The organism is Photorhabdus temperata (genome assembly GCF_025384845.1).
Taxonomy (GTDB): Bacteria; Pseudomonadota; Gammaproteobacteria; order Enterobacterales; family Enterobacteriaceae; genus Photorhabdus; species Photorhabdus temperata.
The window spans coordinates 19,043-42,944 of the sequence record NZ_JAJAFX010000024.1 but is presented as its reverse complement, the minus strand read 5'-3'; the positions used below and the strand labels follow the sequence as shown (position 1 = coordinate 42,944).

General features: G+C 43.5%; 21 protein-coding genes and 4 tRNA genes. 20 read left to right on the top strand and 5 right to left on the bottom strand.

What is annotated here, in order from left to right; translation table 11 throughout:
• Window positions 1-12: 12 nt before the first annotated feature.
• The 17 genes from wzzE (at window position 13) to LGZ99_RS11070 (ending at window position 15,093) form a co-directional block, all read left to right on the top strand.
• Window positions 13-1,068, top strand: coding sequence for an ECA polysaccharide chain length modulation protein (gene wzzE, locus LGZ99_RS11150; RefSeq protein WP_036839316.1), 1,056 nt, complete (start codon window positions 13-15; stop codon window positions 1,066-1,068).
• A gap of 127 nt (window positions 1,069-1,195) precedes the next feature.
• A complete protein-coding gene (gene wecB / locus LGZ99_RS11145; RefSeq protein ID WP_023043604.1) occupies window positions 1,196-2,317 on the top strand; it encodes a non-hydrolyzing UDP-N-acetylglucosamine 2-epimerase in 1,122 nt (373 codons plus the stop codon).
• 4 nt (window positions 2,318-2,321) lie between these two features.
• Window positions 2,322-3,584, top strand: a complete 1,263-nt coding sequence (gene wecC / locus LGZ99_RS11140; RefSeq protein WP_036839310.1) for a UDP-N-acetyl-D-mannosamine dehydrogenase — start codon at window positions 2,322-2,324, stop codon at window positions 3,582-3,584.
• The gene (gene rffG, locus LGZ99_RS11135; protein ID WP_036839308.1) at window positions 3,581-4,651 is read left to right on the top strand and encodes a dTDP-glucose 4,6-dehydratase; all 1,071 of its coding nucleotides are present in this window, start codon (window positions 3,581-3,583) and stop codon (window positions 4,649-4,651) included. The genes wecC and rffG overlap by 4 nt, the downstream gene beginning before the upstream one ends.
• Window positions 4,652-4,668: 17 nt before the next feature.
• Entirely contained in the window at window positions 4,669-5,550 is an 882-nt protein-coding gene (gene rfbA / locus LGZ99_RS11130) for a glucose-1-phosphate thymidylyltransferase RfbA (protein WP_023043602.1), read from the top strand.
• Window positions 5,528-6,268, top strand: coding sequence for a dTDP-4-amino-4,6-dideoxy-D-galactose acyltransferase (gene rffC, locus LGZ99_RS11125; RefSeq protein ID WP_036839305.1), 741 nt, complete (start codon window positions 5,528-5,530; stop codon window positions 6,266-6,268). Before rfbA ends, rffC begins: the two co-directional genes overlap by 23 nt.
• Window positions 6,255-7,385 carry a dTDP-4-amino-4,6-dideoxygalactose transaminase gene (rffA, locus tag LGZ99_RS11120; protein WP_262979110.1) on the top strand — a complete coding sequence of 377 codons (1,131 nt, stop codon included), beginning with the start codon at window positions 6,255-6,257 and terminating at the stop codon, window positions 7,383-7,385. The genes rffC and rffA overlap by 14 nt, the downstream gene beginning before the upstream one ends.
• 1 nt (window position 7,386) lies before the next feature.
• A complete protein-coding gene (wzxE, locus tag LGZ99_RS11115; RefSeq protein ID WP_262979121.1) occupies window positions 7,387-8,637 on the top strand; it encodes a lipid III flippase WzxE in 1,251 nt (416 codons plus the stop codon).
• Window positions 8,634-9,719, top strand: coding sequence for a TDP-N-acetylfucosamine:lipid II N-acetylfucosaminyltransferase (locus LGZ99_RS11110; RefSeq protein WP_262979109.1), 1,086 nt, complete (start codon window positions 8,634-8,636; stop codon window positions 9,717-9,719). The genes wzxE and LGZ99_RS11110 overlap by 4 nt, the downstream gene beginning before the upstream one ends.
• On the top strand, window positions 9,716-11,095 hold the full coding sequence (wzyE, locus tag LGZ99_RS11105; RefSeq protein WP_262979108.1) for an ECA oligosaccharide polymerase: 1,380 nt from the start codon (window positions 9,716-9,718) through the stop codon (window positions 11,093-11,095). The genes LGZ99_RS11110 and wzyE overlap by 4 nt, the downstream gene beginning before the upstream one ends.
• Window positions 11,086-11,823, top strand: coding sequence for a lipopolysaccharide N-acetylmannosaminouronosyltransferase (gene wecG / locus LGZ99_RS11100; RefSeq protein ID WP_023043599.1), 738 nt, complete (start codon window positions 11,086-11,088; stop codon window positions 11,821-11,823). Before wzyE ends, wecG begins: the two co-directional genes overlap by 10 nt.
• Window positions 11,824-12,064: 241 nt before the next feature.
• Window positions 12,065-13,441, top strand: a complete 1,377-nt coding sequence (gene thrP / locus LGZ99_RS11095; RefSeq protein ID WP_036839288.1) for a bifunctional threonine/serine APC transporter ThrP — start codon at window positions 12,065-12,067, stop codon at window positions 13,439-13,441.
• Between the two features lie 155 nt (window positions 13,442-13,596).
• Window positions 13,597-13,673, top strand: a tRNA-Arg gene (locus tag LGZ99_RS11090).
• A 75-nt stretch (window positions 13,674-13,748) separates the two neighbouring features.
• Window positions 13,749-13,824, top strand: a tRNA-His gene (locus tag LGZ99_RS11085).
• 15 nt (window positions 13,825-13,839) lie between these two features.
• A tRNA-Leu gene (locus LGZ99_RS11080) sits at window positions 13,840-13,926 on the top strand.
• A 17-nt stretch (window positions 13,927-13,943) separates the two neighbouring features.
• A tRNA-Pro gene (locus LGZ99_RS11075) sits at window positions 13,944-14,020 on the top strand.
• A gap of 770 nt (window positions 14,021-14,790) precedes the next feature.
• Complete coding sequence (locus tag LGZ99_RS11070; RefSeq protein ID WP_021322807.1) at window positions 14,791-15,093, top strand: TM2 domain-containing protein; 303 nt, start codon at window positions 14,791-14,793, stop codon at window positions 15,091-15,093.
• A 96-nt stretch (window positions 15,094-15,189) separates the two neighbouring features.
• On the opposite strand, the gene hemY is transcribed toward LGZ99_RS11070, so the two are convergent.
• Genes hemY through hemC form a run of 4 tightly spaced genes read right to left on the bottom strand, consistent with a single transcriptional unit; the run spans window position 15,190 to window position 19,237 of the window.
• Window positions 15,190-16,401: a protoheme IX biogenesis protein HemY gene (gene hemY / locus LGZ99_RS11065; protein WP_021322806.1), complete on the bottom strand. Its 1,212-nt coding sequence runs from the start codon at window positions 16,399-16,401 to the stop codon at window positions 15,190-15,192.
• 3 nt (window positions 16,402-16,404) lie between these two features.
• Window positions 16,405-17,538 (bottom strand): uroporphyrinogen-III C-methyltransferase, encoded by a 1,134-nt coding sequence (gene hemX / locus LGZ99_RS11060; RefSeq protein WP_021322805.1) that lies wholly within the window; start codon window positions 17,536-17,538, stop codon window positions 16,405-16,407.
• 20 nt (window positions 17,539-17,558) lie between these two features.
• Window positions 17,559-18,299 carry a uroporphyrinogen-III synthase gene (hemD, locus tag LGZ99_RS11055; protein ID WP_021322804.1) on the bottom strand — a complete coding sequence of 247 codons (741 nt, stop codon included), beginning with the start codon at window positions 18,297-18,299 and terminating at the stop codon, window positions 17,559-17,561.
• The gene (gene hemC, locus LGZ99_RS11050) at window positions 18,296-19,237 is read right to left on the bottom strand and encodes a hydroxymethylbilane synthase (RefSeq protein ID WP_036839284.1); all 942 of its coding nucleotides are present in this window, start codon (window positions 19,235-19,237) and stop codon (window positions 18,296-18,298) included. The genes hemD and hemC overlap by 4 nt, the downstream gene beginning before the upstream one ends.
• 592 nt (window positions 19,238-19,829) lie before the next feature.
• On the opposite strand from hemC, the gene LGZ99_RS11045 reads away from it, so the two are divergent.
• Window positions 19,830-22,406: a class I adenylate cyclase gene (locus tag LGZ99_RS11045; RefSeq protein WP_031280614.1), complete on the top strand. Its 2,577-nt coding sequence runs from the start codon at window positions 19,830-19,832 to the stop codon at window positions 22,404-22,406.
• Window positions 22,407-22,436: 30 nt separating this feature from the next.
• Here the strand turns inward: LGZ99_RS11045 and cyaY are convergent, their stop codons facing one another.
• Window positions 22,437-22,754 (bottom strand): iron donor protein CyaY, encoded by a 318-nt coding sequence (gene cyaY, locus LGZ99_RS11040; protein WP_036839282.1) that lies wholly within the window; start codon window positions 22,752-22,754, stop codon window positions 22,437-22,439.
• Window positions 22,755-22,832: 78 nt separating this feature from the next.
• Here cyaY and lptM point away from each other — a divergent pair, with 78 nt between their 5' ends.
• Together lptM and dapF are read left to right on the top strand one after the other, a co-directional pair.
• Window positions 22,833-23,018 carry an LPS translocon maturation chaperone LptM gene (gene lptM / locus LGZ99_RS11035; RefSeq protein ID WP_036839280.1) on the top strand — a complete coding sequence of 62 codons (186 nt, stop codon included), beginning with the start codon at window positions 22,833-22,835 and terminating at the stop codon, window positions 23,016-23,018.
• Between the two features lie 47 nt (window positions 23,019-23,065).
• Window positions 23,066-23,890: a diaminopimelate epimerase gene (dapF, locus tag LGZ99_RS11030; RefSeq protein WP_023043996.1), complete on the top strand. Its 825-nt coding sequence runs from the start codon at window positions 23,066-23,068 to the stop codon at window positions 23,888-23,890.
• The last annotated feature ends 12 nt before the right edge of the window (window positions 23,891-23,902 follow it).

Here is a 23,902-nt window from a genome sequence, read left to right as displayed (position 1 = left end):
AGGTTTTGTGCAGTGATAAAATCAGAAACGAAATCTATTCAGGATGAACAAGCTCTGGAACATGAGCTGGATATCAGAGCCTTGTGCAGTGCTCTATGGCGCGGAAAGATATGGATTGTCGTACTGACAGTTATTTTCGCTGCTATAGCTCTTGGTGTGACATATCTGATGCAACAAAAATGGAGTGCAACGGCTACTACTGACCTGCCTACCACTAGTCATTTGGGGAGTTATTACTCTCAGCAGCAGTTTTTGCGCAATCTGGATACTCACATTAACATTTCACCGGAAACTCAGTTACCGTCTATTCTGGAAGAAGCTTATAAGGAATTCGTTACTCAGGTCGCGGCATATGATACTCGTCGTGAATTTTGGTTAAAATCTGATTATTACAAGCAGCATCGGAAAGGTGATGTCAGAGTTGATGCGGCCTTATTAGATGAGTTAGTCAACGATATTCAGTTCATTCCTCATGATGATAAAAAAGTGTTGAATGACAGTATTAAACTGACAGCAGAGTCCTCTGCACAAGCAAATCAACTCTTGCGCCAGTACATTGCTTTTGCTAACAGTCGCGCCAGCACTCATTTGAATGATGAAGTAAAGGATGCGTGGGCTACCCGCACCCAATCTATGCAAGCATTGGTTAAGCGCCAGGAAATGGTCGCTAAAGCGGTTTATAACCGAGAAATGAATGTGTTGCAGCAATCGCTGAAAGTTGCAGAAAAACAGGGGATTCGGCGTAATCAAACTGATACTCCGATGGATCAATTGCCTGATTCAAAAATGTTTATGTTAGGTGCGCCGTTGTTACAGGCTCAACTTGAAACTTTGGAAGCGACAGGCCCCAACTATGATTTGGACTATGACCAGAATATTGCAATGTTAGCGACGTTAAATGTTGTCCCGACATTACAAGAGCAATTCCAGACTTACCGCTATTTGAGAACACCAGAGGAACCTGTTACCAGAGACAGTCCTCGCAGAGTGTTTTTGATGGTCATGTGGGGCGCAGTTGGTACCTTGGTTGGTGCTGGCGTGGCATTGGTACGACGTTCACGTAAATAATCAAATAATTATATGAATAACTGCTTCTCAGAGATATTTTTTGCAACTCCAGGTGCAGGATTAAATAGCATCAAAGAGTGTTTTTTGCAGGAAAGTCTGCAAGTTACTGACCAATAAGAGAGTCACTGTGAAAGTGTTGACTGTGTTTGGTACCCGGCCGGAAGCTATCAAGATGGCTCCGCTGGTACACGCATTGGCAAGGGATGAAGCCTTTGAAGCAAAAGTATGTGTCACCGCCCAACACCGGGAAATGTTGGATCAGGTGTTACATCTTTTTGAGATCACTCCCGATTTTGATCTCAATATTATGAAATCAGGGCAAGATTTAACGGATATTACATGTCGTATTCTGGAAGGATTGAAGCCCGTTTTGACAGAATTCAAACCTGATGTTGTATTAGTTCATGGAGATACCACAACAACTATGGCGACCAGTTTGGCAGCGTTCTACCAGCGTATCCCTGTTGGTCATATTGAAGCTGGGCTAAGAACCGGTGATCTCTATTCCCCTTGGCCGGAAGAGGCAAACCGTAAGATTGCCGGGCATCTGGCAATGTATCATTTTGCTCCGACGGAAAACTCCCGCAAGAATTTGCAGAAGGAATCAATTGTAGATAATCGGGTTTTTGTCACTGGCAATACGGTGATCGATGCGTTGTTGTGGGTACGCGATCGAATAATGAATGATGAAGCTATGCGGAATAAGTTGGCGAAACATTACCCGTTTATTGATATTAATAAAAAAATGATCTTGGTAACGGGTCATCGTCGTGAAAGTTTTGGTGGCGGATTTGTGCGAATTTGTGAAGCATTGGCACAGATAGCCCGCGCCCATCCAGAAGTACAGGTAGTCTATCCGGTCCATCTAAACCCTAATGTCAGTGAGCCGGTAAAGCGTATTTTGCATGATATTGATAACATCATTCTCATCCAACCACAGGACTATTTACCATTCGTCTATTTGATGAACCATGCCTATATGATCCTGACGGATTCCGGCGGAATTCAGGAAGAAGCACCTTCTTTAGGAAAACCGGTGCTGGTGATGCGTAATACTACTGAACGACCAGAAGCGGTGGATGCGGGAACGGTACGTCTGGTAGGGACAGAAACAAGAACTATTGTGGAGGAGGTGACCCGATTGTTGACAGACGATGCTGCCTATCAGCAAATGAGCCGCGCTCATAATCCTTACGGGGATGGCGATGCCTGTCAACGTATTCTCGACGCTTTGAAAAAAATCAGGTGACACTATGAGTTTTGAAACTATATCAGTTATCGGTCTTGGTTATATTGGTTTGCCAACTGCGGCAGCGTTTGCATCCCGCAATAAGAAAGTCATCGGGGTAGATGTTAACCAGCATGCGGTAGAAACGATTAACCGTGGTGCAATTCATATTGTAGAACCGGATCTGGACAAAGTGGTGAAAATTGCTGTGGAAGGTGGTTACCTGAAAGCAGTGGTTTCTCCGTTACCCGCAGATGCTTTTCTGATAGCTGTTCCAACCCCTTTTAAAGGTGATCATGAGCCGGATATGACATATGTCCGTTCTGCCGCTGAATCCGTGGCTCAGGTTCTGAAAAAAGGCGATCTGGTTATTCTGGAATCTACCTCACCGGTGGGTGCGACAGAGCAGATGGCAGGATGGTTAGCGGCAGCGCGCCCTGATCTGACTTTCCCACAACAAGTGGGAGAGGAATCTGATATTGATATCGCTTACTGTCCTGAACGTGTATTACCAGGACAGGTTATGGTTGAGCTGATTAAGAATGACCGTGTTATTGGCGGTGTGACGTCAAAATCTTCGGCCAGAGCCAGTGAACTGTATAAAATCTTCCTTGAAGGTGAATGTGTTATCACTAACTCAAGAACAGCGGAAATGTGTAAGCTGACAGAAAACAGTTTCCGGGATGTGAACATTGCATTCGCCAACGAACTTTCTCTGATTTGTGCTGAACAAGGCATCAATGTGTGGGAACTTATCAGTCTGGCAAACCGTCATCCCCGTGTAAATATTCTTCAGCCCGGCCCTGGAGTGGGGGGGCATTGTATTGCTGTTGACCCGTGGTTCATTGTTTCCCAAAACCCAGAACAATCACGTCTTATCCATACAGCACGTCTGGTTAATGATGGCAAGCCATTGTGGGTTGTGGATCAAGTAAAAGCAGCTGTTGCGGATTGTCTGGCTGAAAGTGGAAAGCGTGCAAGTGAAGTGAAAATCGCCTGCTTTGGCCTGGCGTTTAAACCAAATATTGATGATTTACGCGAGAGTCCCGCGGTGCATATCACTCGTATGATTGCTCAATGGCATGCAGGTGAGACATTGGCTGTAGAGCCTAATGTCCATGAATTACCCGCTTCCTTGAAAGGAATGACTCGATTGATTAACCTGGAAAAAGCGTTGGAAGAAGCTGATATCTTGTTGATGCTGGTGGATCATAATCAGTTTAAAGCTGTAAATGGTTGTGAAATTAAACAGAAATGGATTGTGGATACAAAAGGAGTCTGGCGTTGAGACGTATTCTAATCACAGGTGGAGCAGGTTTTATTGGCTCCGCTGTTGTGCGGCATATCATTGATAATACAGAAGACAGCGTGGTTGTAGTTGATAGCCTGACTTATGCTGGTAATCTGGAGTCTCTTGACTCTGTTGCGGATAGCACACGTTATGCGTTTGAACAGATTGATATCTGTCAGCGTGAAGCACTGGATCGGGTTTTTGAACAGTATCAGCCGGATTGTGTGATGCATCTTGCGGCAGAAAGCCATGTAGATCGCTCTATTGATGGTCCTGCGGCATTTGTCGAAACCAACATTGTTGGTACCTATACTTTATTGGAAGCTGCCCGGGCTTTTTGGCAGAAACTGAGTGAAGAGAAACAAACTGCCTTTCGTTTTCATCATATTTCAACGGATGAAGTGTATGGTGATTTGCATGGTGAGGACGGTTTCTTTACTGAAACAACACCTTATTCGCCAAGCAGTCCATATTCAGCGTCCAAGGCATCCAGTGACCATTTGGTAAGAGCATGGCACCGTACTTATGGTTTGCCGGCAATTATTACCAATTGTTCAAATAACTATGGTCCTTACCACTTCCCGGAAAAATTGATCCCATTAATGATTTTGAATGCATTAGCAGGCAAATCTTTGCCGGTATATGGCGAAGGGAAGCAAATCCGTGATTGGTTGTACGTGGAAGATCACGCCAGGGCGCTTTATTTGGTTGTAACAGAAGCTGAACCGGGTAAAACCTATAATATTGGTGGTCATAATGAACGCAAAAATATTGATGTGGTTTGTGCCATTTGTGAACTTTTGGAAGAGTTTTGCCCTGAGAAGCCAGCAGGTACTGCTTATTATCGTGACTTGATTACTCATGTCGCAGATCGTCCTGGCCATGATATGCGTTATGCCATTGACGCTGCGAAAATTGAGCGTGAGCTGGGTTGGAAACCACAGGAAACCTTCGAATCCGGGATTCGCAAAACAGTTCAATGGTATCTGGAAAATGAAAATTGGTGGCGTAGGGTTCAGGATGGATCTTATGCTGGTGAACGTCTTGGGTTGGGTGAAAACTAAGCTACTCTGGAGGTAACATGAAAGGCATTATTCTGGCAGGGGGCTCAGGTACCCGGTTGCATCCGATAACACGGGGTGTTTCTAAACAACTACTGCCAATTTATGATAAGCCGATGATTTACTATCCTTTGTCAGTACTGATGCTGGCAGGGATACGTGATGTTCTGATTATCTCCACTCCAGAAGATTTACCTTCTTTCCGCCGGCTGTTTGGTAATGGTGACGAATTTGGTATTCGTTTGAGTTATAAAGAACAGCCATCACCAGATGGTTTAGCTCAGGCTTTTTTGATTGGTGAAGAGTTTATTAACGGGGAACCCAGTTGTCTGGTATTGGGAGATAATATCTACTTCGGGCAAGCGTTTAGCCCAAAACTGAAGAAAGTAGTTTCCCGTGGAAAAGGGGCGACCATTTTTGGTTATCAGGTGATGGATCCTGAGCGATTTGGTGTGGTGGAGTTTGATGACGAGTTCCATGTTCTTTCCATTGAGGAAAAACCAGAAAAACCAAAATCAAACTGGGCGGTAACCGGTCTCTATTTCTATGATAATCAGGTTGTGGATTTTGCCAGGCAGGTAAAACCTTCTGCACGGGGTGAGTTGGAAATTACCAGTATTAACCAGATGTATTTGGAACGTGGTGAGTTGAATGTTGAACTGTTAGGGCGTGGTTTTGCCTGGCTGGATACGGGTACTCATGACAGCTTGATTGAAGCTAGCACTTTTGTGCAGACTGTTGAGAAACGTCAGGGTTTTAAAATCGCTTGTCTTGAAGAAATTGCTTGGCGTAATGGTTGGTTGGATGATGAGCAGTTAAGAAAGACAGCAAAATCCTTATCAAAAACTGGCTACGGTCAATATCTGCTGGATCTCCTTCATGTCCGTGCGCGCCAGTATTGAACTATTGGAGTGGGATAGCCACTACTTCGGGTTGTCTACTGCTCGTCTTGATTTTACACCTGATGCCAGGTTGTTAACTTTACCTCAGTTAGAACAGTATGCTTTGGTGCAGGCCAAAGTGCCCGCACAGCGATTAGATCTTATTGATGGGTTATCCGCGTTGGGTTTTTCGCTGGTGGAGGGGGAAGTTGATCTTTCCTTAAGGATTGGCATAGAAAATGCTTATATTACTTGCAGTAACAACTCTTCTGAGAATGTGCTGATCCCGGCGGAACAGCGGGATATCCCTATGCTGAAAGAGGTAGCTGCCAAAATATTTTCTTTAAGCCGTTTCCGTGCCCCGTGGTATCAGCCGCAGGATAGTGGCCGTTTCTATGCTACCTGGGTTGAGAAAGCAGTATTAGGGACATTTGATCATCGATGTTTACTGGTAAACGGAGATAACGGGCAACCCGCAGGGTTTGTTACTTTGCGGGATTTAGGGAATAGTGAGGCTCGTATGGGGTTGCTGGCAGTATTTCCAGGAAATACCGGCCATGGAATTGGTTTAAAATTAATGTCGGTGGCGCAACAGTGGTGTCAACACCATCAAATACAGCAATTAAGAATTGCGACACAAACCAGCAATATCGCTGCTTTGCGCCTTTATACACGCAGTGGTGCGTTTATTGAAAACACTGCTTATTGGTTATATAGGGGACGAAATGATTCCATTTAACAGACCACCAGTAGTCGGCACTGAATTAGATTACATGAAGCAGGCAATGGAGAGCGGTAAGCTTTGTGGGGACGGTGGTTTTACCAAACGTTGTGAAGAGTGGATGGAACAACATTTCGGCTGTCCGAAAGTGTTGCTGACGCCATCTTGCACAGCTTCTCTGGAAATGGCAGCTATTTTGCTGAATATTCAGCCCGGTGATGAAGTGATCATGCCGAGCTTCACTTTCGTTTCCAGTTCTAACGCGTTTGTACTGCGTGGGGCAACCGTTGTTTTTGTGGATATCCGTCCAGATACCATGAATATTGATGAAACCAAAATCGAAGCTGCTATTACAGCTAAAACACGAGTGATTGTTCCGGTTCATTACGCTGGTGTGGCTTGTGAAATGGATACCATCATGGCTTTGGCAGAGAAATATAATCTGTTTGTCGTGGAAGATGCAGCCCAGGGGGTAATGTCTACTTATAAGGGGCGTGCACTGGGAACTATCGGACACATTGGTTGCTACAGTTTCCATGAAACCAAAAACTACTCTTCTGGTGGTGAAGGCGGTGCCGCCCTTATCAATGATGAATCCTTGATCTCCCGTGCGGAAATCGTCCGTGAAAAAGGAACTAATCGTAGCCAGTTTTTCCGTGGTCAAGTTGATAAATACACTTGGCGCGATATTGGTTCCAGTTATCTGATGTCAGATCTTCAAGCTGCTTATTTGTGGGCACAACTCGAAGAAGCTAAGAAAATCAATGAACGTCGTCTCGCCTTGTGGAATACCTATTATCAGGCATTAAAACCGTTGGCTGATGCTGGTTACCTGACATTACCTGTAGTACCGGAAGGATTGGAACATAATGCTCATATGTTCTATATCAAACTGAAAGATGTTGAAGAACGTTCTGCATTCAATAGCTATATGAAAGATGCTGGCGTACTGACGGTATTTCATTATGTTTCTCTGCATACTAGCCCGGGCGGTGAAAAATTTGGCCGTTTCCACGGAGAAGATCGCTTCACTACCAGTGAAAGTGACCGTTTGGTACGTTTGCCAATGTTTTACAACATAACAGATGCTGAACAGCAGAGTGTTATCGAACATATCAGGGAATACTTCGCCTGATATGTCATTGGCTAAAGCATCAATATGGACTGCAAGCTCTACATTGATAAAAATCGGTGTGGGGTTTTTAATCGTTAAATTATTGGCTGTTGCTTTCGGCCCCAGCGGGGTTGGGCAGGCGGGTAATTTCCGTCAGCTCATTACTGTCCTTGGGGTGTTGGCTGGCGCCGGTATTTTTAATGGTGTGACTAAATATGTTGCTGAGTATCAGCAGCAACCAGAAAGGTTGCGTGCGGTACTGGGCACGTCTTCTGCCATTATTCTCGGATTTTCCACTCTGTTGGCCGTGATTTTTCTGTTGTTTAGCGGGCCGATCAGTATTGGGTTATTTGGTCATAGGGATTATGAACCCGTTGTGCAAGCGATCGCATTTATTCAAATGGGAATTGCCTGTGCCAACTATTTTCTGGCTATTTTGAAAGGATACCGGGATGCTCAGGGGAATGCGCTGGCGATTATTCTTGGTAGTTTGATAGGAGTGATTGCCTATTATCTCTGTTTCACCCTTGGTGGGTATGAAGGTGCTTTGACTGGTCTGGCCTTAGTGCCGGCACTGATAATATTTCCAGCGGGATTGATGCTTTTGCGTCGCAAAGAGATTTCATTCTCATATCTTAAGCCCATGTGGGATAAGGTATTGGCTAGCGAGCTCGGCAAATTTACCCTTATGGCTCTGTTGACTTCCATTACCTTACCGGTTGCTTACATTATGATGCGAAACCTGCTGGCAGCGCATTATAGCTGGGATGATGTGGGTATTTGGCAAGGTGTAAGCAGTATTTCCGATGCTTACCTGCAATTTATCACCGCTTCTTTCAGTGTTTATTTGTTGCCAACGCTTTCACGATTGCAGGGTAAGGGTGAAATATCAAATGAGATAGTTAAGGCGCTGAAATTTGTTTTGCCTGCTGTGGCATTTGCAAGTTTTACCGTATGGTTGTTGCGCGATTTTGCTATCTGGTTGCTATTTTCTGACAAATTTACGGCTATGCGCGATTTGTTTGCTTGGCAATTGATTGGTGATGTATTGAAAGTGGGCGCTTATGTTTTTGGTTATCTGGTGATTGCCAAAGCGGCGTTGCGTTTTTATGTGCTGACTGAAGTCAGCCAGTTTTTGCTGCTTACTGGTTTTGCCCACTGGCTGATTCCTGCCAATGGAGCGTTAGGTGCAGCGCAAGCTTATATGGCAACTTATGTTGTTTATTTCACCCTTTGTTGTGGTGCATTTCTTATTTATTGCAGGCGAGCATGACAACCCTAATTCACGTTCTGGGATCTGATATCCCTCATCATAATCGAACGGTATTGCGCTTTTTTAATGACGTTTTAGCGCAAGAAATGGGTTTTTCAGCCAAACCAAAGTTTATGGTAGTGGCTAGGGATCGAGTTTCATTGGATGATTGCCCGGCATTAGATATGGCATTTTTCGACAGTAAAAAATCTCTGTCTCAAGCTGTTATTGCTAAAGCGCAGTCAGACAGGGATTGCCGGTTTTTTTTTCATGGACAATTTAATGCGGGTTTGTGGTTAGCGTTGTTATCAGGAAAAATCAAACGCAATCAATTCTGGTGGCATGCTTGGGGCGCTGACCTTTATGAAGACTCTTGTCAGTTAAAATTTCGTCTGTTTTATTTTCTGCGTCGCCTGGCGCAGCGTCGGGTAGGGCATGTATTTGCGGTTCGTGGTGATCTCTATTTTTATTCTCAACATCATCCGAAAGTACCAACGTCATTGCTCTATTTCCCAACCAGAATGGACCCGGCCTTGACGATTGCAGAAAAAGCTCCTTCTGATGATGACAAAATGACAATTTTGTTGGGGAACTCCGGTGATCGATCAAATCGTCATATTGCTGCACTGAAAGCAATTCATAAGCAGTTTGGTGATAAGGTACAAATAGTCATCCCAATGGGTTATCCAGAAAATAATCAGGCTTATATTGAGCAGGTTGAGCAGGTTGCTTTATCGCTGTTCCGGCCGGAGAATTTAAGAATTCTTAAGAAAAATATGGCGTTTGATGATTATTTGGCATTGCTGCGTCGTTGTGATTTAGGGTATTTCATTTTTAACCGCCAGCAGGGGATTGGAACAATTTGTCTGTTGATACAATTTGGTGTGCCGCTTGTGCTTAGTCGTCAGAATCTTTTTTGGCAGGATTTAACAGAACAGCAGGTTCCGGTATTTTTTTTCGGTGATCCTTTAGATAATCAACTAATTACAGAAACACAACGGCAGATGCTTTCCTTAGATAGAAATGCGATAACTTTCTTCAGCCCAAATTTTGTTGGTGGCTGGCGGCAAGCGCTGGTAAAAGCGGCAGGAGAACAGCAATGACTTTAACGCAATTTGGCGGATTATTTGTTGTTTATCTGATATCACTGGTTTTTATCCTGACGCTGACTTATCAGGAATTCCGGCGTGTACGCTTTAATTTTAATGTGTTCTTCTCATTGCTTTATTTGCTGACATTTTATTTTGGTTTCCCTCTGACATGCTTGTTGGTTTTTCAATTCGATGTTGAGGTGGTACCTGTAGACTCCTTATTACATGCTCTGCTGGCTTCAACTTGTTTTTATGGAATTTATTATGTCAGTTATAAAACCCGGTTAAGAAAGCCGTCTATGCAGCTTAAAACACCCGTATTCACCATGAACCGAGTAGAAACTAACTTCACATGGTTATTGCTGGTATTGGTTGCGGTTGTGACCGTTGGGCTGTTCTTTATGCAAAACGGTTTTCTATTGTTTAAATTACAGTCGTACAGTCAGATTTTTTCCAGTCAGGTTTCCGGTGTTGCCCTGAAACGGTTCTTTTACTTCTTTATTCCTGCCATGTTAGTGGTCTATTTCCTGAAACCGACACAATTACGCTGGTTGTTTTTTCTGATGAGCACGGTTGCTTTTGGGATTCTGACTTATGTCATTGTTGGGGGAACAAGGGCTAATATTATTATTGCGTTTGCGTTATTCCTGTTTATCGGCATTGTTCGTGGTTGGATAACCTTGTGGATGCTGATGACTGCGGGAGTGATGGGAATTGTTGGCATGTTCTGGTTGGCGCTCAAACGTTATAGTTTGGATGTCAGTGGTGCAGAAGCGTTTTATACCTTCCTCTACCTCACTAGAGATACTTTCTCGCCGTGGGAAAATCTTGCGTTACTGCTGAATAACTATGACAAAATCGATTTTCAGGGGCTGGCGCCGATTATCCGTGATTTCTATGTTTTTATTCCAAGCTGGCTCTGGCCTGGGCGCCCTGATGCAGTGTTGAATTCTGCGAATTACTTCACCTGGGAGGTGCTGGATAACCACTCTGGTCTGGCAATCTCCCCGACTTTGATAGGTTCTCTGGTGGTTATGGGCGGGGTGCTGTTTGTTCCGGTTGGTGCGATTGTTGTTGGGTTGATAATTAAGTGGTTTGACTGGATTTATGAGTTAGGTAAACAGGAGACTAATCGTTATAAAGCCGCTATTTTGCAGGCATTCTGCTTTGGCGCGATCTTCAACATGATAGTACTGGCTCGTGAAGGATTGGATTCATTTGTTTCCCGTGTGGTATTTTTCTGTATTATTTTTGGTTTGTGTCTGGTGGTTGCTAAATTGTTGTATTGGCTACTTGAGAGTGCAGGGCTTATTAGAAAATACCTGACCAGCAACCTGGCCGTATCGCAAAAACGTCCGTTGCAATGTAAGGAAAGAAAATGGAGCTAAACAATATCCCCAAATATAGTATTCGTGGTTTGAATATTTGGGGCTTCCGCGATATGGCACACTTTCTTGACCATATTTTCCAACGCGGGCAGGTAAAAACCGGTACTCTGGTTGCGGTTAATGCGGAAAAAGTTCTGACGGCAGAGGAAGATAAAGCGTTGAGTACACTGCTGGGCGAAGCAGAGTATCTGTATGCCGATGGTATCAGCATTGTACGTGCTATCCGCCGTAAATACCCTGATGCTGAAGTTTCCCGCGTAGCCGGTGCTGATCTGTGGGAAGCCATCATGGAGCGTGCTGGCAAAGAAGGCACCCCCGTTTTTCTGGTTGGAGGTAAACCAGAGATATTAGAACAGACAGAAAACAAACTGCGGACTCAGTGGAACGTCAATATCATTGGCAGTCGGAATGGTTATTTCACGCCAGAAGAGCGTAATGTTGTTTTTGAGCGGATTCATGCCAGTGGGGCAGCAATTGTGACAGTTGCAATGGGGTCGCCTAAGCAAGAAATTTTCATGCGTGACTGCCGTAAAATTCATTGCGATGCTCTCTATATGGGAGTTGGTGGTACTTATGACGTATTCACCGGCCACGTAAAACGTGCGCCAAAAGTATGGCAGAACCTCGGGCTTGAGTGGTTTTATCGTTTGTTATCACAACCAAGCCGTATCCGTCGTCAGTTTAAGCTACTGAAGTTTCTGGGATATTACTACCGCAATCGTCTGTAGATAGTTGCCTGCCTGTCGTATAACAATTTGCGGCAGGCTATCAAAAAATTCGTTTCACAACATCTATATAACCGTTTGATCCTGCCGGGCTTTTATCATCTGTACTAATTATTAGGTAATTTTTTATTCCACTGAGCGGAAAAACGTGTTTTGATCCCTGCCATTTTTATGGCTGGTCAAAACCAGTCTTGTATATTTTGATTATTGCACATTAAAACACATAACAATGGACAGGGAATTTATGGCAGATCAACAACAGGGCCTGCAACGAGGTTTAGAAGCCCGTCATATCGAGCTAATCGCATTAGGCGGAACTATTGGTGTCGGTCTGTTTATGGGATCAGCCAGCACGTTGAAATGGGCTGGCCCTTCTGTTTTGCTGGCTTACATTATTGCCGGAATTTTTGTTTTCTTCATTATGCGATCCATGGGTGAAATGCTGTTTCTTGAGCCTGTCACGGGTTCTTTCGCTTCTTTTGGTCATAAATATCTCAGCCCATATTGGGGATGCCTGACCGCTTGGGGTTATTGGTTTATGTGGGTGGCAGTCGGGATATCAGAAATAACAGCTATCGGTGTTTATGCTGAGTTCTGGTTTCCTGAGCTTCCTCAATGGGTATCAGCATTGATTGCGGTGGCATTAGTCGCTTTAGCGAACCTCGCGGCAGTACGTCTTTATGGTGAATTGGAATTTTGGTTTGCCATGATTAAAGTAACCACAATTATCGTCATGATCCTGATTGGCCTGGGATTGATATTTTTTGGTATTGGTAATCAATGGCAACCTATTGGATTGGATAATCTGACTGCTCATGGCGGTTTCTTTGCTGGTGGTTGGCAAGGGTTTCTGTTTGCGCTTTGTATTGTTGTTGCATCTTATCAGGGGGTGGAACTGGTAGGCATCACTGCGGGTGAAGCCAAAAATCCACAGGTTACGTTGAAAAAAGCGATTAACAATATTCTCTGGCGTATCCTGATTTTCTACGTGGGTGCGATCTTTATTGTCGTTACCTTGTTTCCGTGGATAGAAGTTGGTTCACAGGGCAGCCCGTTTGTGATGACCTTTACCAAAGTGGGTATCACTTCAGCGGCAGCTGTGATTAACTTTGTTGTATTGACCGCTGCGCTTTCTGGTTGTAACAGTGGTATGTACAGCGGTGGGCGGATGCTCTATGCATTGGCGCAAAACCGTCAGTTACCTTCATCGCTGACAAAGTTGTCAAAGAATGGTGTGCCGGTAATCGGGATTGCCATTACAATTCTGTGCTTGCTGATAGGTTCCAGTTTGAATTACCTGATCCCAAATCCACAGGCAGTTTTTGTTTATGTTTACAGTGCCAGTGTACTGCCGGGAATGGTTCCGTGGTTTGTTATTCTGGTGAGCCAGTTGCGTTTTCGTCAGTACCACCAAGAGGCTCTGAAGCAACATAGTTTTAAATCTATCTTGTTCCCCTATGTGAATTATCTGACACTGGCATTTTTATGCTGCGTGTTGATAGGCATGGCAATTAACCCGGATACTCGTTTCTCATTGCTGGTAGGTGGTGGTTTTCTGCTGATAGTATCGCTGATTTATTGGTTAGTGAGGTTTTTTAGCAGTCAAAAACTAAAACCCTGAGACTGATTTGTTATCACCGCGGTAGTGGGTAGGGGAAATAAGGGCTGGCTTTATCAACGAAGTGAGCAAGGTGTAATCAAACGCATCATTTCTTAAAAAAAGCACTGGACAGTATATCATTAAATCCGTACTATCCCCATCCGCAACGGCGTTAAGCGCCCGTAGCTCAGCTGGATAGAGCGCTGCCCTCCGGAGGCAGAGGTCTCAGGTTCGAATCCTGTCGGGCGCGCCATTAATTTGCGTGCAAGAGCTGCGGTGATATTTCCGCTGTTTGTAAGTTGTATCTAGTAGTAAAATAGCTGTTATGGTGGCTATAGCTCAGTTGGTAGAGCCCTGGATTGTGATTCCAGTTGTCGTGGGTTCGAGTCCCATTAGCCACCCCATCTTTTTTATGACGCGCGAGGGTGGCGGAATTGGTAGACGCGCTAGCTTCAGGTGTTAGTGTCCTTACGGACGTGGGGGTTCAAGTCCCCCCCTTCGCACCATAAAAAAGAAAAAATTTCGGCGAGTAGCGCAGCTTGGTAGCGCAACTGGTTTGGGACCAGTGGGTCGGAGGTTCGAATCCTCTCTCGCCGACCAAATTCTGAAGAACCCTGCATTGCAGGGTTTTTTGCTTCTTCTCCTATTTTTTGTTTCCCCTTCCGTCCATTACTCTCAGTGTGTGTTTTATTGATTTAAGTTCAGTGAATTGTTTTCACGATATTAACTATTTGTTTTATATAATAATTTTTTATCTTGTTGTATTTTGACGACGATTGATATATTAGCTGTCTCAAATAAGAGACTTATAACATATTGAATTAAAACAAAAAATAATAAATATATTATACGTTGTCTCAAATAAGAGACAGTCAATGACGTAGATTTTGTGATGATTTGCTTTCTCGTTGTAATAAATTGTAATAAATAGAGAAATAACCGATGAGGCTAAGCGACTTATCATCTGGATAAAAGTTGGCATGTTAAATGCATTGCTACAAACGTAGATGCTCATCCTATTTCTTATGACAGCATATGCTTCATAAACCCAGGGATGATGCAGAGCCGATTATCGGTGCCTATTGTCCATGTCACAGATGAGTAAGATATAGCCATCTTTTCATCGCCGATCGGACTTAACGTTGAGTGAGGCACTATCCGTCTGTAGACCTGATTGTATTTGTACACCTATCTTTATTTCTAGGGTAGGTGTTTTTTTTGCCTATCGTTAGGGAATCTCTGATAGATTTATATACTGTTTAGCTATTAATATTTAATATAAGCAAAACGGGAAATATGACTATTGGTTTCTGCTATAAAACTGACTTAGTTATAGTACTTCGTCCTAACCTATTTAAAGGAAGTTATAGATGTCAAAAATGATCGGATGCCTTGGTTGTGGTCAAATGTTGCATGAATCTGCGCAATCATGCCCGCATTGTGGTGCGGTGATAAAGGCATATTCTTCTGGCAGTAAAAGCAGAATTGTTGCTGCGTTACTGGCATTTTTTCTTGGCGGTTTTGGTGCTCATAAATTTTATCTGGGTAAAACAGGTATGGGGATTTTATATCTGTTATTTTGTTGGACATTTATCCCTTCGTTTATCTCATTTATTGAATTTATTATTTATCTTTGCACTTCTGATGAAGATTTTGCCAGAAAATATGGCTAGAAAAATGCCCTCGTATGGGGGCATTTTTAATCAATGGCATGAATAACGTGTTAAAGGAATGTTGATCGATAGATCATAAAACTCTGGTGTTAAATGTTAGCTGACACTATTCGCTACATCACTCTCGCGCTTCAAAGTTAGCACTAATCCCTCACGGCGAACCTGTGCCGCTTCTTCCGGTTTGCGTAACTTATCCAATGCATCTGCTAACCAGGCATAATCGTGGGCATCTGGCCGCTGATCTAATGCGGCTTTAAAATCTTTTGTTGCTTTTTCCCATTCTCCATGACGCAAAGCAACCTGTCCAAGAGTACTGTTTAGCAGAGGGGTTGCGCCATGTTGCTTTAACTGATGGTCCAGCGCTTTTTGTACTGGCTTTGGATCTTCACTTTTTAACCGTGGAATCAACAACAATAAACGTTCATCGTATTGACGTTTTAAACTTTCCATGATGATTTTTTGTGCAGTTTCATGATCATCGCATTCAATCAAATGCTCAGATATTGCAACCTGCAAAACCACATCATGGCGAATTTTACGGTTTTGATCATGCCACCAGCATTTTAAACCTTCGCTGCCTTGTTCTGCCATATGCTGATTCATCAGACCGATATAGGCTTGTTGACGCAGCTTGTGAATTTGTGATTCATCATGCAGATGGATTTTCTCCATTGTTGGCAGTATATCAATCAGTGACTGGTAAGCTCCCGATCTTGTATAAGCCTGTTCAGCCAGGCGTAAAACTTCTGGATGGCGTGAAGCTTGATTCAGAAGTTTGTCTATACCGTGGCGAGCTGCATGAATTTCACCTTGTGCCAGTTGAATACGTACACGGGTAATATCCACAGGTAACTGATTATTATCTGCGACTTCTGCTGCACGCTCCAGATACTGATTGGTACGGAATTCATCTCCACGTTGTTGGGCTGCTTCGGCTGCCAGCAAGTAGTTGACTACAGGTTGTTCTGCATGATCAGCATTACGGGTCAGTAATTCCTCAACTTGTTTAAAATCACCTTCGGCCAGTTTGATTAGCGCTTCCTTTGTTTGAGCATGAGCGCGGTTGCGTTTACGTCCGAGGAACCAACCACGGGTACGGGAACTTGTACGCATAACTCTGCGGTAGCACCAACCAAGGAAGCAGAGCACCATTTGTAACAGAACAAATATAATGAACAGGCCAGTAACACTGGTTTCAATATTGTAGTTGTCAGTCTGAATCAGAACATATCCCTGATGACCCGCAACTATTGGGCCGAGCACAATACCAACAATCAGTACAACAAACAGTAATAAAACTTTCAGCATAACTTAGCCCTCCTGATGGGTTTCAGAGGACTGGGACAGCAAGTTACGAACCCGGGTTTGCATTAGTTTTTCCAGTAAAGGTTGACTTGAAAGCTTATCTGGTACCGTCATGGAAACAGGTTGCTGACTGAGTGAATCAATTTCTTCCAGGAATGCTTTGGTATTTGGATCGTTGATATCAAAGTAAGCTCTGACCCAAGTTGAAACCGTTTCCAGTGATTGTTTAAAAACTTCACCCTGATGACGCGGTATTGCTTGAGCGGCAATCAACAGACGGGCACGGATATTCTCCCGTAGATAGATATCCTGATTTGGCGCCAGTAATGGTTCTGCTGTGGTATCGCGGCGACGGATAGTAATAAAATTATCCATAAAACTGTTCCAGCTTTTATTCAGATTCTGACGCCATTCAGATAATGAGCCGGTTAATTCACCATTATCTTCATCCATAGGTAAACCATCAATTGTGTTGTCAGCCAGGCGCAGGTTATCTACTTGGTTAGAGAGTTGGTTAACCCGCAGGATGGCACCATCAAAATCAACCTGATTGATGGCCGATAATGCGCTGATGTCCTGTGTAATTGCTCGACGGATTTCAATCAGGCTTGGATCATTCATCTCAGCGAGACTGGCATCTGCATTTTTCAGGAGGGCTGCGGCGGTGACGACATCTTGATCATTCCATAATTTCCGTCCAGCCATTTTGACCAAAAAGTCAGCTTGTGCCAGTAGCCAGCTTTTTACGTCAGAACTGGATAACGAAGAGATTCTGGCTTGTAACTCTTGTAGGCGATTATCCAGTTGATCATTTCGTGCTGCTTGTGCGGCAAAATGGTTTAAAGCTTGCGATTGTTCTTTGAATAGAATTTCAATACGTTGTTTATCTTGTGATTGCTGTTGTTTTAATGATTCCAATTGTTGGCGTAGTTCATGGTTTTCCACGCGGAGTAAATGGCTTTGTTGTTGTCCGTAGTAATAAAGACCGCCACCGATTGCCAGAATAATTGCAATAGTAATGATACTTCTCAGTGTGCCAGAACGTTCTTGTTTTTGAGGCGCTGTTTCGGGCTGTTGCGAGTTTTCAACCGTATTTATTGTTTTTTCAACCGTCTCGGCGGACTGTTTTTGTTCCGTCATAGTGGGCATCCCATGTCAGTTTATTCTAGTGCCTGAATTAAGGCATCGTTGTCTGCACTTTTTGCAACTTTAACATCTTGCCAGCCCAAGCTCTGGGCGATGTGTGCAAGACGTTCGCTTACCACAACAAGGCGGCAATTTAATAACCACCCATTCCGATCACTTTCGGGTATTAAGTTATATAACAGTTGCAGTATTTCGCCACTGGTTACAATTAAAGTCTGTACTCCATATTTTTGCCAATGGGCACTGAATTCTGTTGCCGGATAGTCTACGGGTTGGCGAAGATAGCATTCACAATAACTCACTGAGGCCCCTCTTTCTGTCAACGTGCGGGCAATAACCTCACGTCCGCCATTTCCTCTGAGCAGCAAAGCCTGTTTATTTTCAACCTGATGTAATGATGGTAGTTCCAGCAGGATTTCGCTGGTTTCACCCTCTGATGACCAGATGATATTTATATCAGTCAGTTGATGAAAGGCCAGTGCGGTTGATCTGCCAATAGCATAATAAATCAGCTTGTCAGGCCATGACAGATTAATTTTATTTAACTGTGAATTTGCATAATGAACTGCATTTTTTGACAACAGAAATACCATATCACCGGCATTCAGTTGATTGACCTTCTCAGCTAACTGTGGTAGTTCTGAGCTTGGGTGAATATTGATTAAAGGTGCGCTGAAAGCAGTTTTTCCCGCTGCCTGTAACTTTCTGACTAATTCCTCTCCGGCAGGAGAAGGCCGTGTCACCAGAATGCTCATGTGGGGGGATTTCCTTGATAAACGTCGGTCAGAATTGCCCTCGCTCCCCGTTCCAGCAACTCTTCTGCTAGTTCAATCCCTGCCTGGCTGGCATCTTTTGGTAAGGCTGTTCTCTCACCACGAATAACAACGCTGCCATCCGGTGCCCCAACCAATGCCCGCAGCCAGATTTTCCCATCCTGCCAGATGGCATAGCTGCCTATTGGTACTTGGCAGCCTCCTTCCAGGCGGGTATTCATAGCCCGTTCGGCAAGAACACAGATTTCTGTATCATAATGATTTAATGGTGCTAGCAGAGCTTGTGTTTGCTGGTCATCAAGGCGGCATTCAATCCCCACAGCTCCTTGACCAACGGCAGGCAATGATTGTTCTACAGACAACGGCATACGGATACGTTCATGCAGTTTTAACCTTTTCAATCCTGCAACAGCGAGAATGATGGCATCGTAATGACCATTATCCAGCTTATTCAAGCGGGTGCCGACATTACCCCGAAGGTCACGGATAATCAGGTCGGGACGTAATTCACGGAGTTGACACTGACGGCGTAAACTAGATGTGCCAACAATGCTGCCTATTGGTAGTTCATCAAGAGAGTTATATTTGGTAGAAACAAAAGCATCGCGCGGATCATCACGTTCACAAATAGTGACTAAGCCAAGTCCTTCAGGAAAAGAGATCGGTACATCTTTCATTGAATGAACCGCGATATCGGCCCGGTCTTCAAGCAGAGCCAGCTCTAATTCTTTGACAAATAGCCCCTTGCCGCCCACTTTTGCCAGAGGGGTGTCCAGAATGATATCGCCTTGGGTTACCATCGGAACCAGTTGAACTTCCAAGTCTGGATGATGTTGCTGTAATTTTTGTTGAACATAAAGTGCCTGCCACATAGCCAGAGGGCTTTGACGGGTTGCGATACGGATGTTTTTTGTTGACATAGATGTTTGTATTTCTCAGGCTTTTCAGCCGTCATATAAATGAAAAACTAGCACTCGTTTTAACACTTCAGCAGCTTTTTTTCCAGTTAAGGGCTGAGAAGAAAATATGCAGATTAAGTTAAAGTATAAAATAAATTTTAATTTTTAAATTATTTTATATCAATATAAGTAGATTAATTTAAATATGAGTTAACTTTTCCAGTAAATTATTTCTGTAATTAAGAGAATCTTGAATGAAAAGAATGACTAATTAAAATATAGCTAATGGGTAATTTTTATGAGGCTACGGATAAAAAACATTAGATACATCACTTGAAAAATGGGCAGAGAGAATTTCCTTCATAAAAGAAAGTATAAAAAGTATGGTTTTTTTGATTATTCATATATATAACAATATGTTATTTGATTTTTCAACGGGTGTCACATCGCAATTCAATTGCTTTACTGACTTTACGGTTTATCTACAAGATGTTAAATTGATCACGTTTCCGGTAATAAATTGGTAAAAATCATTCTAAATAATTCCATTAAGTTATAACTGCCGGAAGCGGGGGATTTATCTGGGCACTGGAACTCAATTGGGCGAGACGTCTTGTACCTTTATATCGAAACACTGAAGCAGAGACTGGATGCGATAAACCAACTCAGGTTAGAACGCGCCTCCACCGCCATGAGTGCGGAATTTAGACAGGTATACAGTTTACTGCCAGTATTATTGCATTATCATCATCCGATGATGCCAGGTTACATTAATGGTAATGTTCCCTACGGCGTATGTTTTTTCGTGCATGATGAATCACAAAAATCTTATCTTGATGATTTAGAAAGTAAATTAGAACACGCCATAGAACAGCCTGCCAATGGTCAGCTTCCTATTACCGGTATTTACTCAATGGGGAGTACTTCGTCAATCGGGCAAAGCAGTTGTTCTGATTTGGATATTTGGGTATGTCATCAGTCATGGCTTGATAATGATGAGCGCCTCCTGCTGCAACGTAAGTGTACGCTTATTGAACAATGGGCGTCAGCGCTTGGCATTGAAGTTAATTTTTTTCTTATTGATGAAAACCGCTTCCGCCATAATGCCAGTGGTAGTCTTGGTGGTGAGGATTGCGGTTCTACTCAGCATATTCTGTTACTTGATGAATTTTACCGTACTGCTGTGCGTATGGCAGGTAAGCGTTTGTTATGGGAAATGGTGCCTGTAGAAGAAGAGCGTCATTATGACGAATATGTTTTGTCTCTTTATGCGCAAGGTGTTTTGACGCCAAATGAGTGGCTTGATCTCGGTGGATTAGGTGAACTATCTGCTGAAGAATACTTTGGCGCCAGCTTATGGCAACTTTACAAAAGTATCGACTCGCCTTATAAAGCCGTATTGAAAAGCTTGTTGCTGGAGGCCTATTCCTGGGAATATCCCAATGGTAAGTTACTGGCAATGGAGATGAAACAGCGTCTGCATGCGGGTGAAATAGTTTCATTTGGCCTTGATGCATACAGCATGATGCTTGAGCGTGTTACCCGTTATCTAATAGAAATTAATGATACGACTCGCTTAGATTTAATACGTCGATGCTTCTATTTAAAAATTTGTGAAAAGCTCTCTCTAAACCAGGATGATGAAGGTTGTACTGGTTGGCGACGTCAGGTTTTGACTCAGTTGGTATATGAGTGGAAGTGGGATACAGAGCGGTTGGGCATTCTGGATAACCGCAACTCATGGAAAATTGAACAGGTTCGTGATGCCCATAATGAACTGCTTGATACTATGATGCAGAGTTACCGTAACCTGATCCGTTTTGCCCGCCGTAATAATCTGAGTGTCAGTGCCAGTCCACAGGATATTGGCGTGCTGACCCGTAAACTCTATGCTGCATTTGAAGCGTTGCCGGGTAAGGTGACGCTGGTTAATCCACAGATCTCACCGGACCTGTCAGAGAAACATTTAGCATTTATTTATGTGCCTCAAGGACGTGCAAATCGCAGCGGCTGGTATCTCTACAATCAGGCACCAATAATTGAATCAATTATTGGTCATCAACCTCTGGAATATAATCGTTACCTCAATAAACTGGTATCGTGGACCTATTTTAACGGCTTATTGACAGAAAAATCCTGTATTCATATTCATAATGGCGAAGCCCAGTGTGATGAACTGAAGTTGCATGAATTGATTAACGATATTTCTGCTCATTTTCCTATCCGTTTACCAGCACCGACGCCAAAAGCGCTCTATAGTCCGTGTGAAATCCGCCACTTGGCGATTATTGTTAATCTGGAGAAAGATCCGACTGCTGCGTTCTCTAATCAGGTTGTGCATTTTGATTTCCGCAAGCTTGATGTATTCAGCTTTGGAGAATCGCAACAGTGCTTGGTGGGAAGCATCGACTTGCTTTACCGCAATTCATGGAATGAAGTGAGAACGTTACATTTTAGTGGCGAGCAATCTGTTCTGGAAGCATTGAAAACTATACTGGGCAAAATGCATCAAGATGCGGCACCGCCAGCGGCTGTTGAAGTATTCTGTTACAGTGAACATTTACGTGGGCTTATCCGAACCCGAATCCAGCAACTGGTATCTGAATGTATTGAGTTGCGCTTATCCAGCAATCGTCAGGATCCGGGCCGTTTTAAAGCACTGCGCATTGCGGGCCAGACTTGGGGGCTGTTCTTTGAACGTCTTAACGTCTCTGTACAGAAATTGGAGAATGCCGTGGAATTCTATGGGGCAATTTCTAATAACAAACTGCATGGGTTGCCGGTAAAAATTAATACCAAAGAGACACATTTGCCTGCTGTGGTTGATGGTTTTGCCAGCGAGGGCATTATTCAGTTTTTCTTCGAAAATACTCAAGATAATAAAAGCTTTAATATTTATATCCTGGATGAAACCAACCGGGTAGAAATCTATTCTCATTGTGAGGGAAGTAAGGAAGAATTGGTACGTGACGTCAGTCGGTTTTATTCTTCATCGCATGATCGATTTACTTACGGATCAAGTTTTATCAACTTTAACCTGCCACAGTTTTATCAGATTGTGCAAATGAAAGACCAGGTTCAGGTGATTCCATTCAATGGATCCTCTTTTTCACATTTGTGTGTGACTAATGCTGGGGAAACAGACGAAGAAGAACAAACAGAACTTTATCGTTCTGTGTCGCATTACTGATTTACCCCGCTGCACGGGGTAAATCAATCATTAGAAATTGAACAGTTCACCACTCTGTTCTGTGATGGATTGTGCTAACATGGTCAGGAAATTGCCACCGCTACGGTCACAAATCCACTGACCATCTTTATAGCCAAAATGATAACCACCGTTTTTGGTTGCCAGCCAGATTTGATGGAAAGGTTCCTGACGATTGATAATAATTTTGCTGTCATTATCAAAGCTCAGGGTCATGACACCGCCATTGGTTTCACAGTCGATATCAGCATTGCCATCATAATTATCCAGTTGCTCTTCGATATAAAGCATCAGTTGGTCAGCTAACTGATGAAATTCACTGTCGTTCATCTTCAATTCCTATTTGCTTTTCGGGGCCTAACTGCGATTATAGAGAATATTGACGTATGAATTACAGGCATTAATGCAATGAAGAAAAAATTACGCGGGTTTCTGGCTATCATAACTTTATTTGTACTTTCCGGCTGTGGACTAAAAGGCCCGCTCTATTTTCCTCCAGAACATCCATCGGCAGAGAAGACGACGACCGCAGTTCAGACTCCCGTGAAGACTGTGCAGCAAGGGCAGAAAGTGGATAGCGCCACTCAGAAATAAGTGAGATAAGCTGGTATTTAGTACTGCGGCTTACGGTGGAGCATTATATGCAGTTCTCCAAAATGCATGGTCTTGGTAATGACTTTATGGTCGTTGATGCTGTGACCCAAAATGTTTATTTTTCACCAGAACTGATCTGCCGTTTGGCCGACAGGCATACTGGTGTGGGTTTTGATCAGTTATTAGTTGTTGAAGCACCTTATGATCCGGATCTGGATTTTCACTATCGCATTTTTAATGCTGACGGCAGTGAAGTGGCACAATGTGGCAATGGAGCGCGTTGTTTTGCCCGTTTTGTCCGCCTTAAGGGGTTGATTAATAAGCGTGATATTAAAGTCAGTACGCAATCGGGACGTATGGTATTGAGTATCACCAATGATGATCAGGTTTGCGTTAATATGGGGGAACCTGAATTTGAGCCACATCATGTGCCATTTCGCGCATTAAAGGCAGAAAAAACCTATATTTTAAGAGTAGTAGAAAGAACGGTTCTTTGTGGTGTGGTTTCTATGGGGAATCCTCATTGTGTCATTCAGGTAGCAGATGTGGAAACTGCCGAAGTGGGAATTCTGGGGTCAGCTCTGGAAAGCCATGAAAGATTTCCTGAGCGGGCTAATATTGGTTTCATGCAAATTTTAAACCGTGGTCATATTCGCTTACGGGTTTATGAACGTGGTGTTGGGGAAACTCAAGCTTGTGGTAGTGGTGCTTGCGCAGCGGTAGCCGTCGGCATTCAGCAGCAACTGCTCGATAGCCATGTTCAGGTAGACTTGCCGGGAGGTACACTGTTTATCTGTTGGGAAGGGCCGGGAAAACCGCTCTATATGACTGGGCCGGCGACGCATGTTTATGATGGCACAATTCATCTGTAATCGATTTTGTTT

What these genes read in the sequence shown, in the direction of transcription:
- hemC (WP_036839284.1), bottom strand. Translation starts at nt 19,237, where the DNA reads ATGTCAACAAAAAACATCCGTATCGCAACCCGTCAAAGCCCTCTGGCT.
- rffC (WP_036839305.1), top strand. Translation starts at nt 5,528, where the DNA reads ATGTCCGTGCGCGCCAGTATTGAACTATTGGAGTGGGATAGCCACTAC.
- thrP (WP_036839288.1), top strand. Translation starts at nt 12,065, where the DNA reads ATGGCAGATCAACAACAGGGCCTGCAACGAGGTTTAGAAGCCCGTCAT.
- cyaY (WP_036839282.1), bottom strand. Translation starts at nt 22,754, where the DNA reads ATGAACGACAGTGAATTTCATCAGTTAGCTGACCAACTGATGCTTTAT.
- dapF (WP_023043996.1), top strand. Translation starts at nt 23,066, where the DNA reads ATGCAGTTCTCCAAAATGCATGGTCTTGGTAATGACTTTATGGTCGTT.
- wecC (WP_036839310.1), top strand. Translation starts at nt 2,322, where the DNA reads ATGAGTTTTGAAACTATATCAGTTATCGGTCTTGGTTATATTGGTTTG.
- lptM (WP_036839280.1), top strand. Translation starts at nt 22,833, where the DNA reads ATGAAGAAAAAATTACGCGGGTTTCTGGCTATCATAACTTTATTTGTA.
- rffA (WP_262979110.1), top strand. Translation starts at nt 6,255, where the DNA reads ATGATTCCATTTAACAGACCACCAGTAGTCGGCACTGAATTAGATTAC.
- hemD (WP_021322804.1), bottom strand. Translation starts at nt 18,299, where the DNA reads ATGAGCATTCTGGTGACACGGCCTTCTCCTGCCGGAGAGGAATTAGTC.
- wzyE (WP_262979108.1), top strand. Translation starts at nt 9,716, where the DNA reads ATGACTTTAACGCAATTTGGCGGATTATTTGTTGTTTATCTGATATCA.
- wzxE (WP_262979121.1), top strand. Translation starts at nt 7,387, where the DNA reads ATGTCATTGGCTAAAGCATCAATATGGACTGCAAGCTCTACATTGATA.
- hemX (WP_021322805.1), bottom strand. Translation starts at nt 17,538, where the DNA reads ATGACGGAACAAAAACAGTCCGCCGAGACGGTTGAAAAAACAATAAAT.
- rfbA (WP_023043602.1), top strand. Translation starts at nt 4,669, where the DNA reads ATGAAAGGCATTATTCTGGCAGGGGGCTCAGGTACCCGGTTGCATCCG.
- wecG (WP_023043599.1), top strand. Translation starts at nt 11,086, where the DNA reads ATGGAGCTAAACAATATCCCCAAATATAGTATTCGTGGTTTGAATATT.
- LGZ99_RS11070 (WP_021322807.1), top strand. Translation starts at nt 14,791, where the DNA reads ATGTCAAAAATGATCGGATGCCTTGGTTGTGGTCAAATGTTGCATGAA.
- hemY (WP_021322806.1), bottom strand. Translation starts at nt 16,401, where the DNA reads ATGCTGAAAGTTTTATTACTGTTTGTTGTACTGATTGTTGGTATTGTG.
- LGZ99_RS11110 (WP_262979109.1), top strand. Translation starts at nt 8,634, where the DNA reads ATGACAACCCTAATTCACGTTCTGGGATCTGATATCCCTCATCATAAT.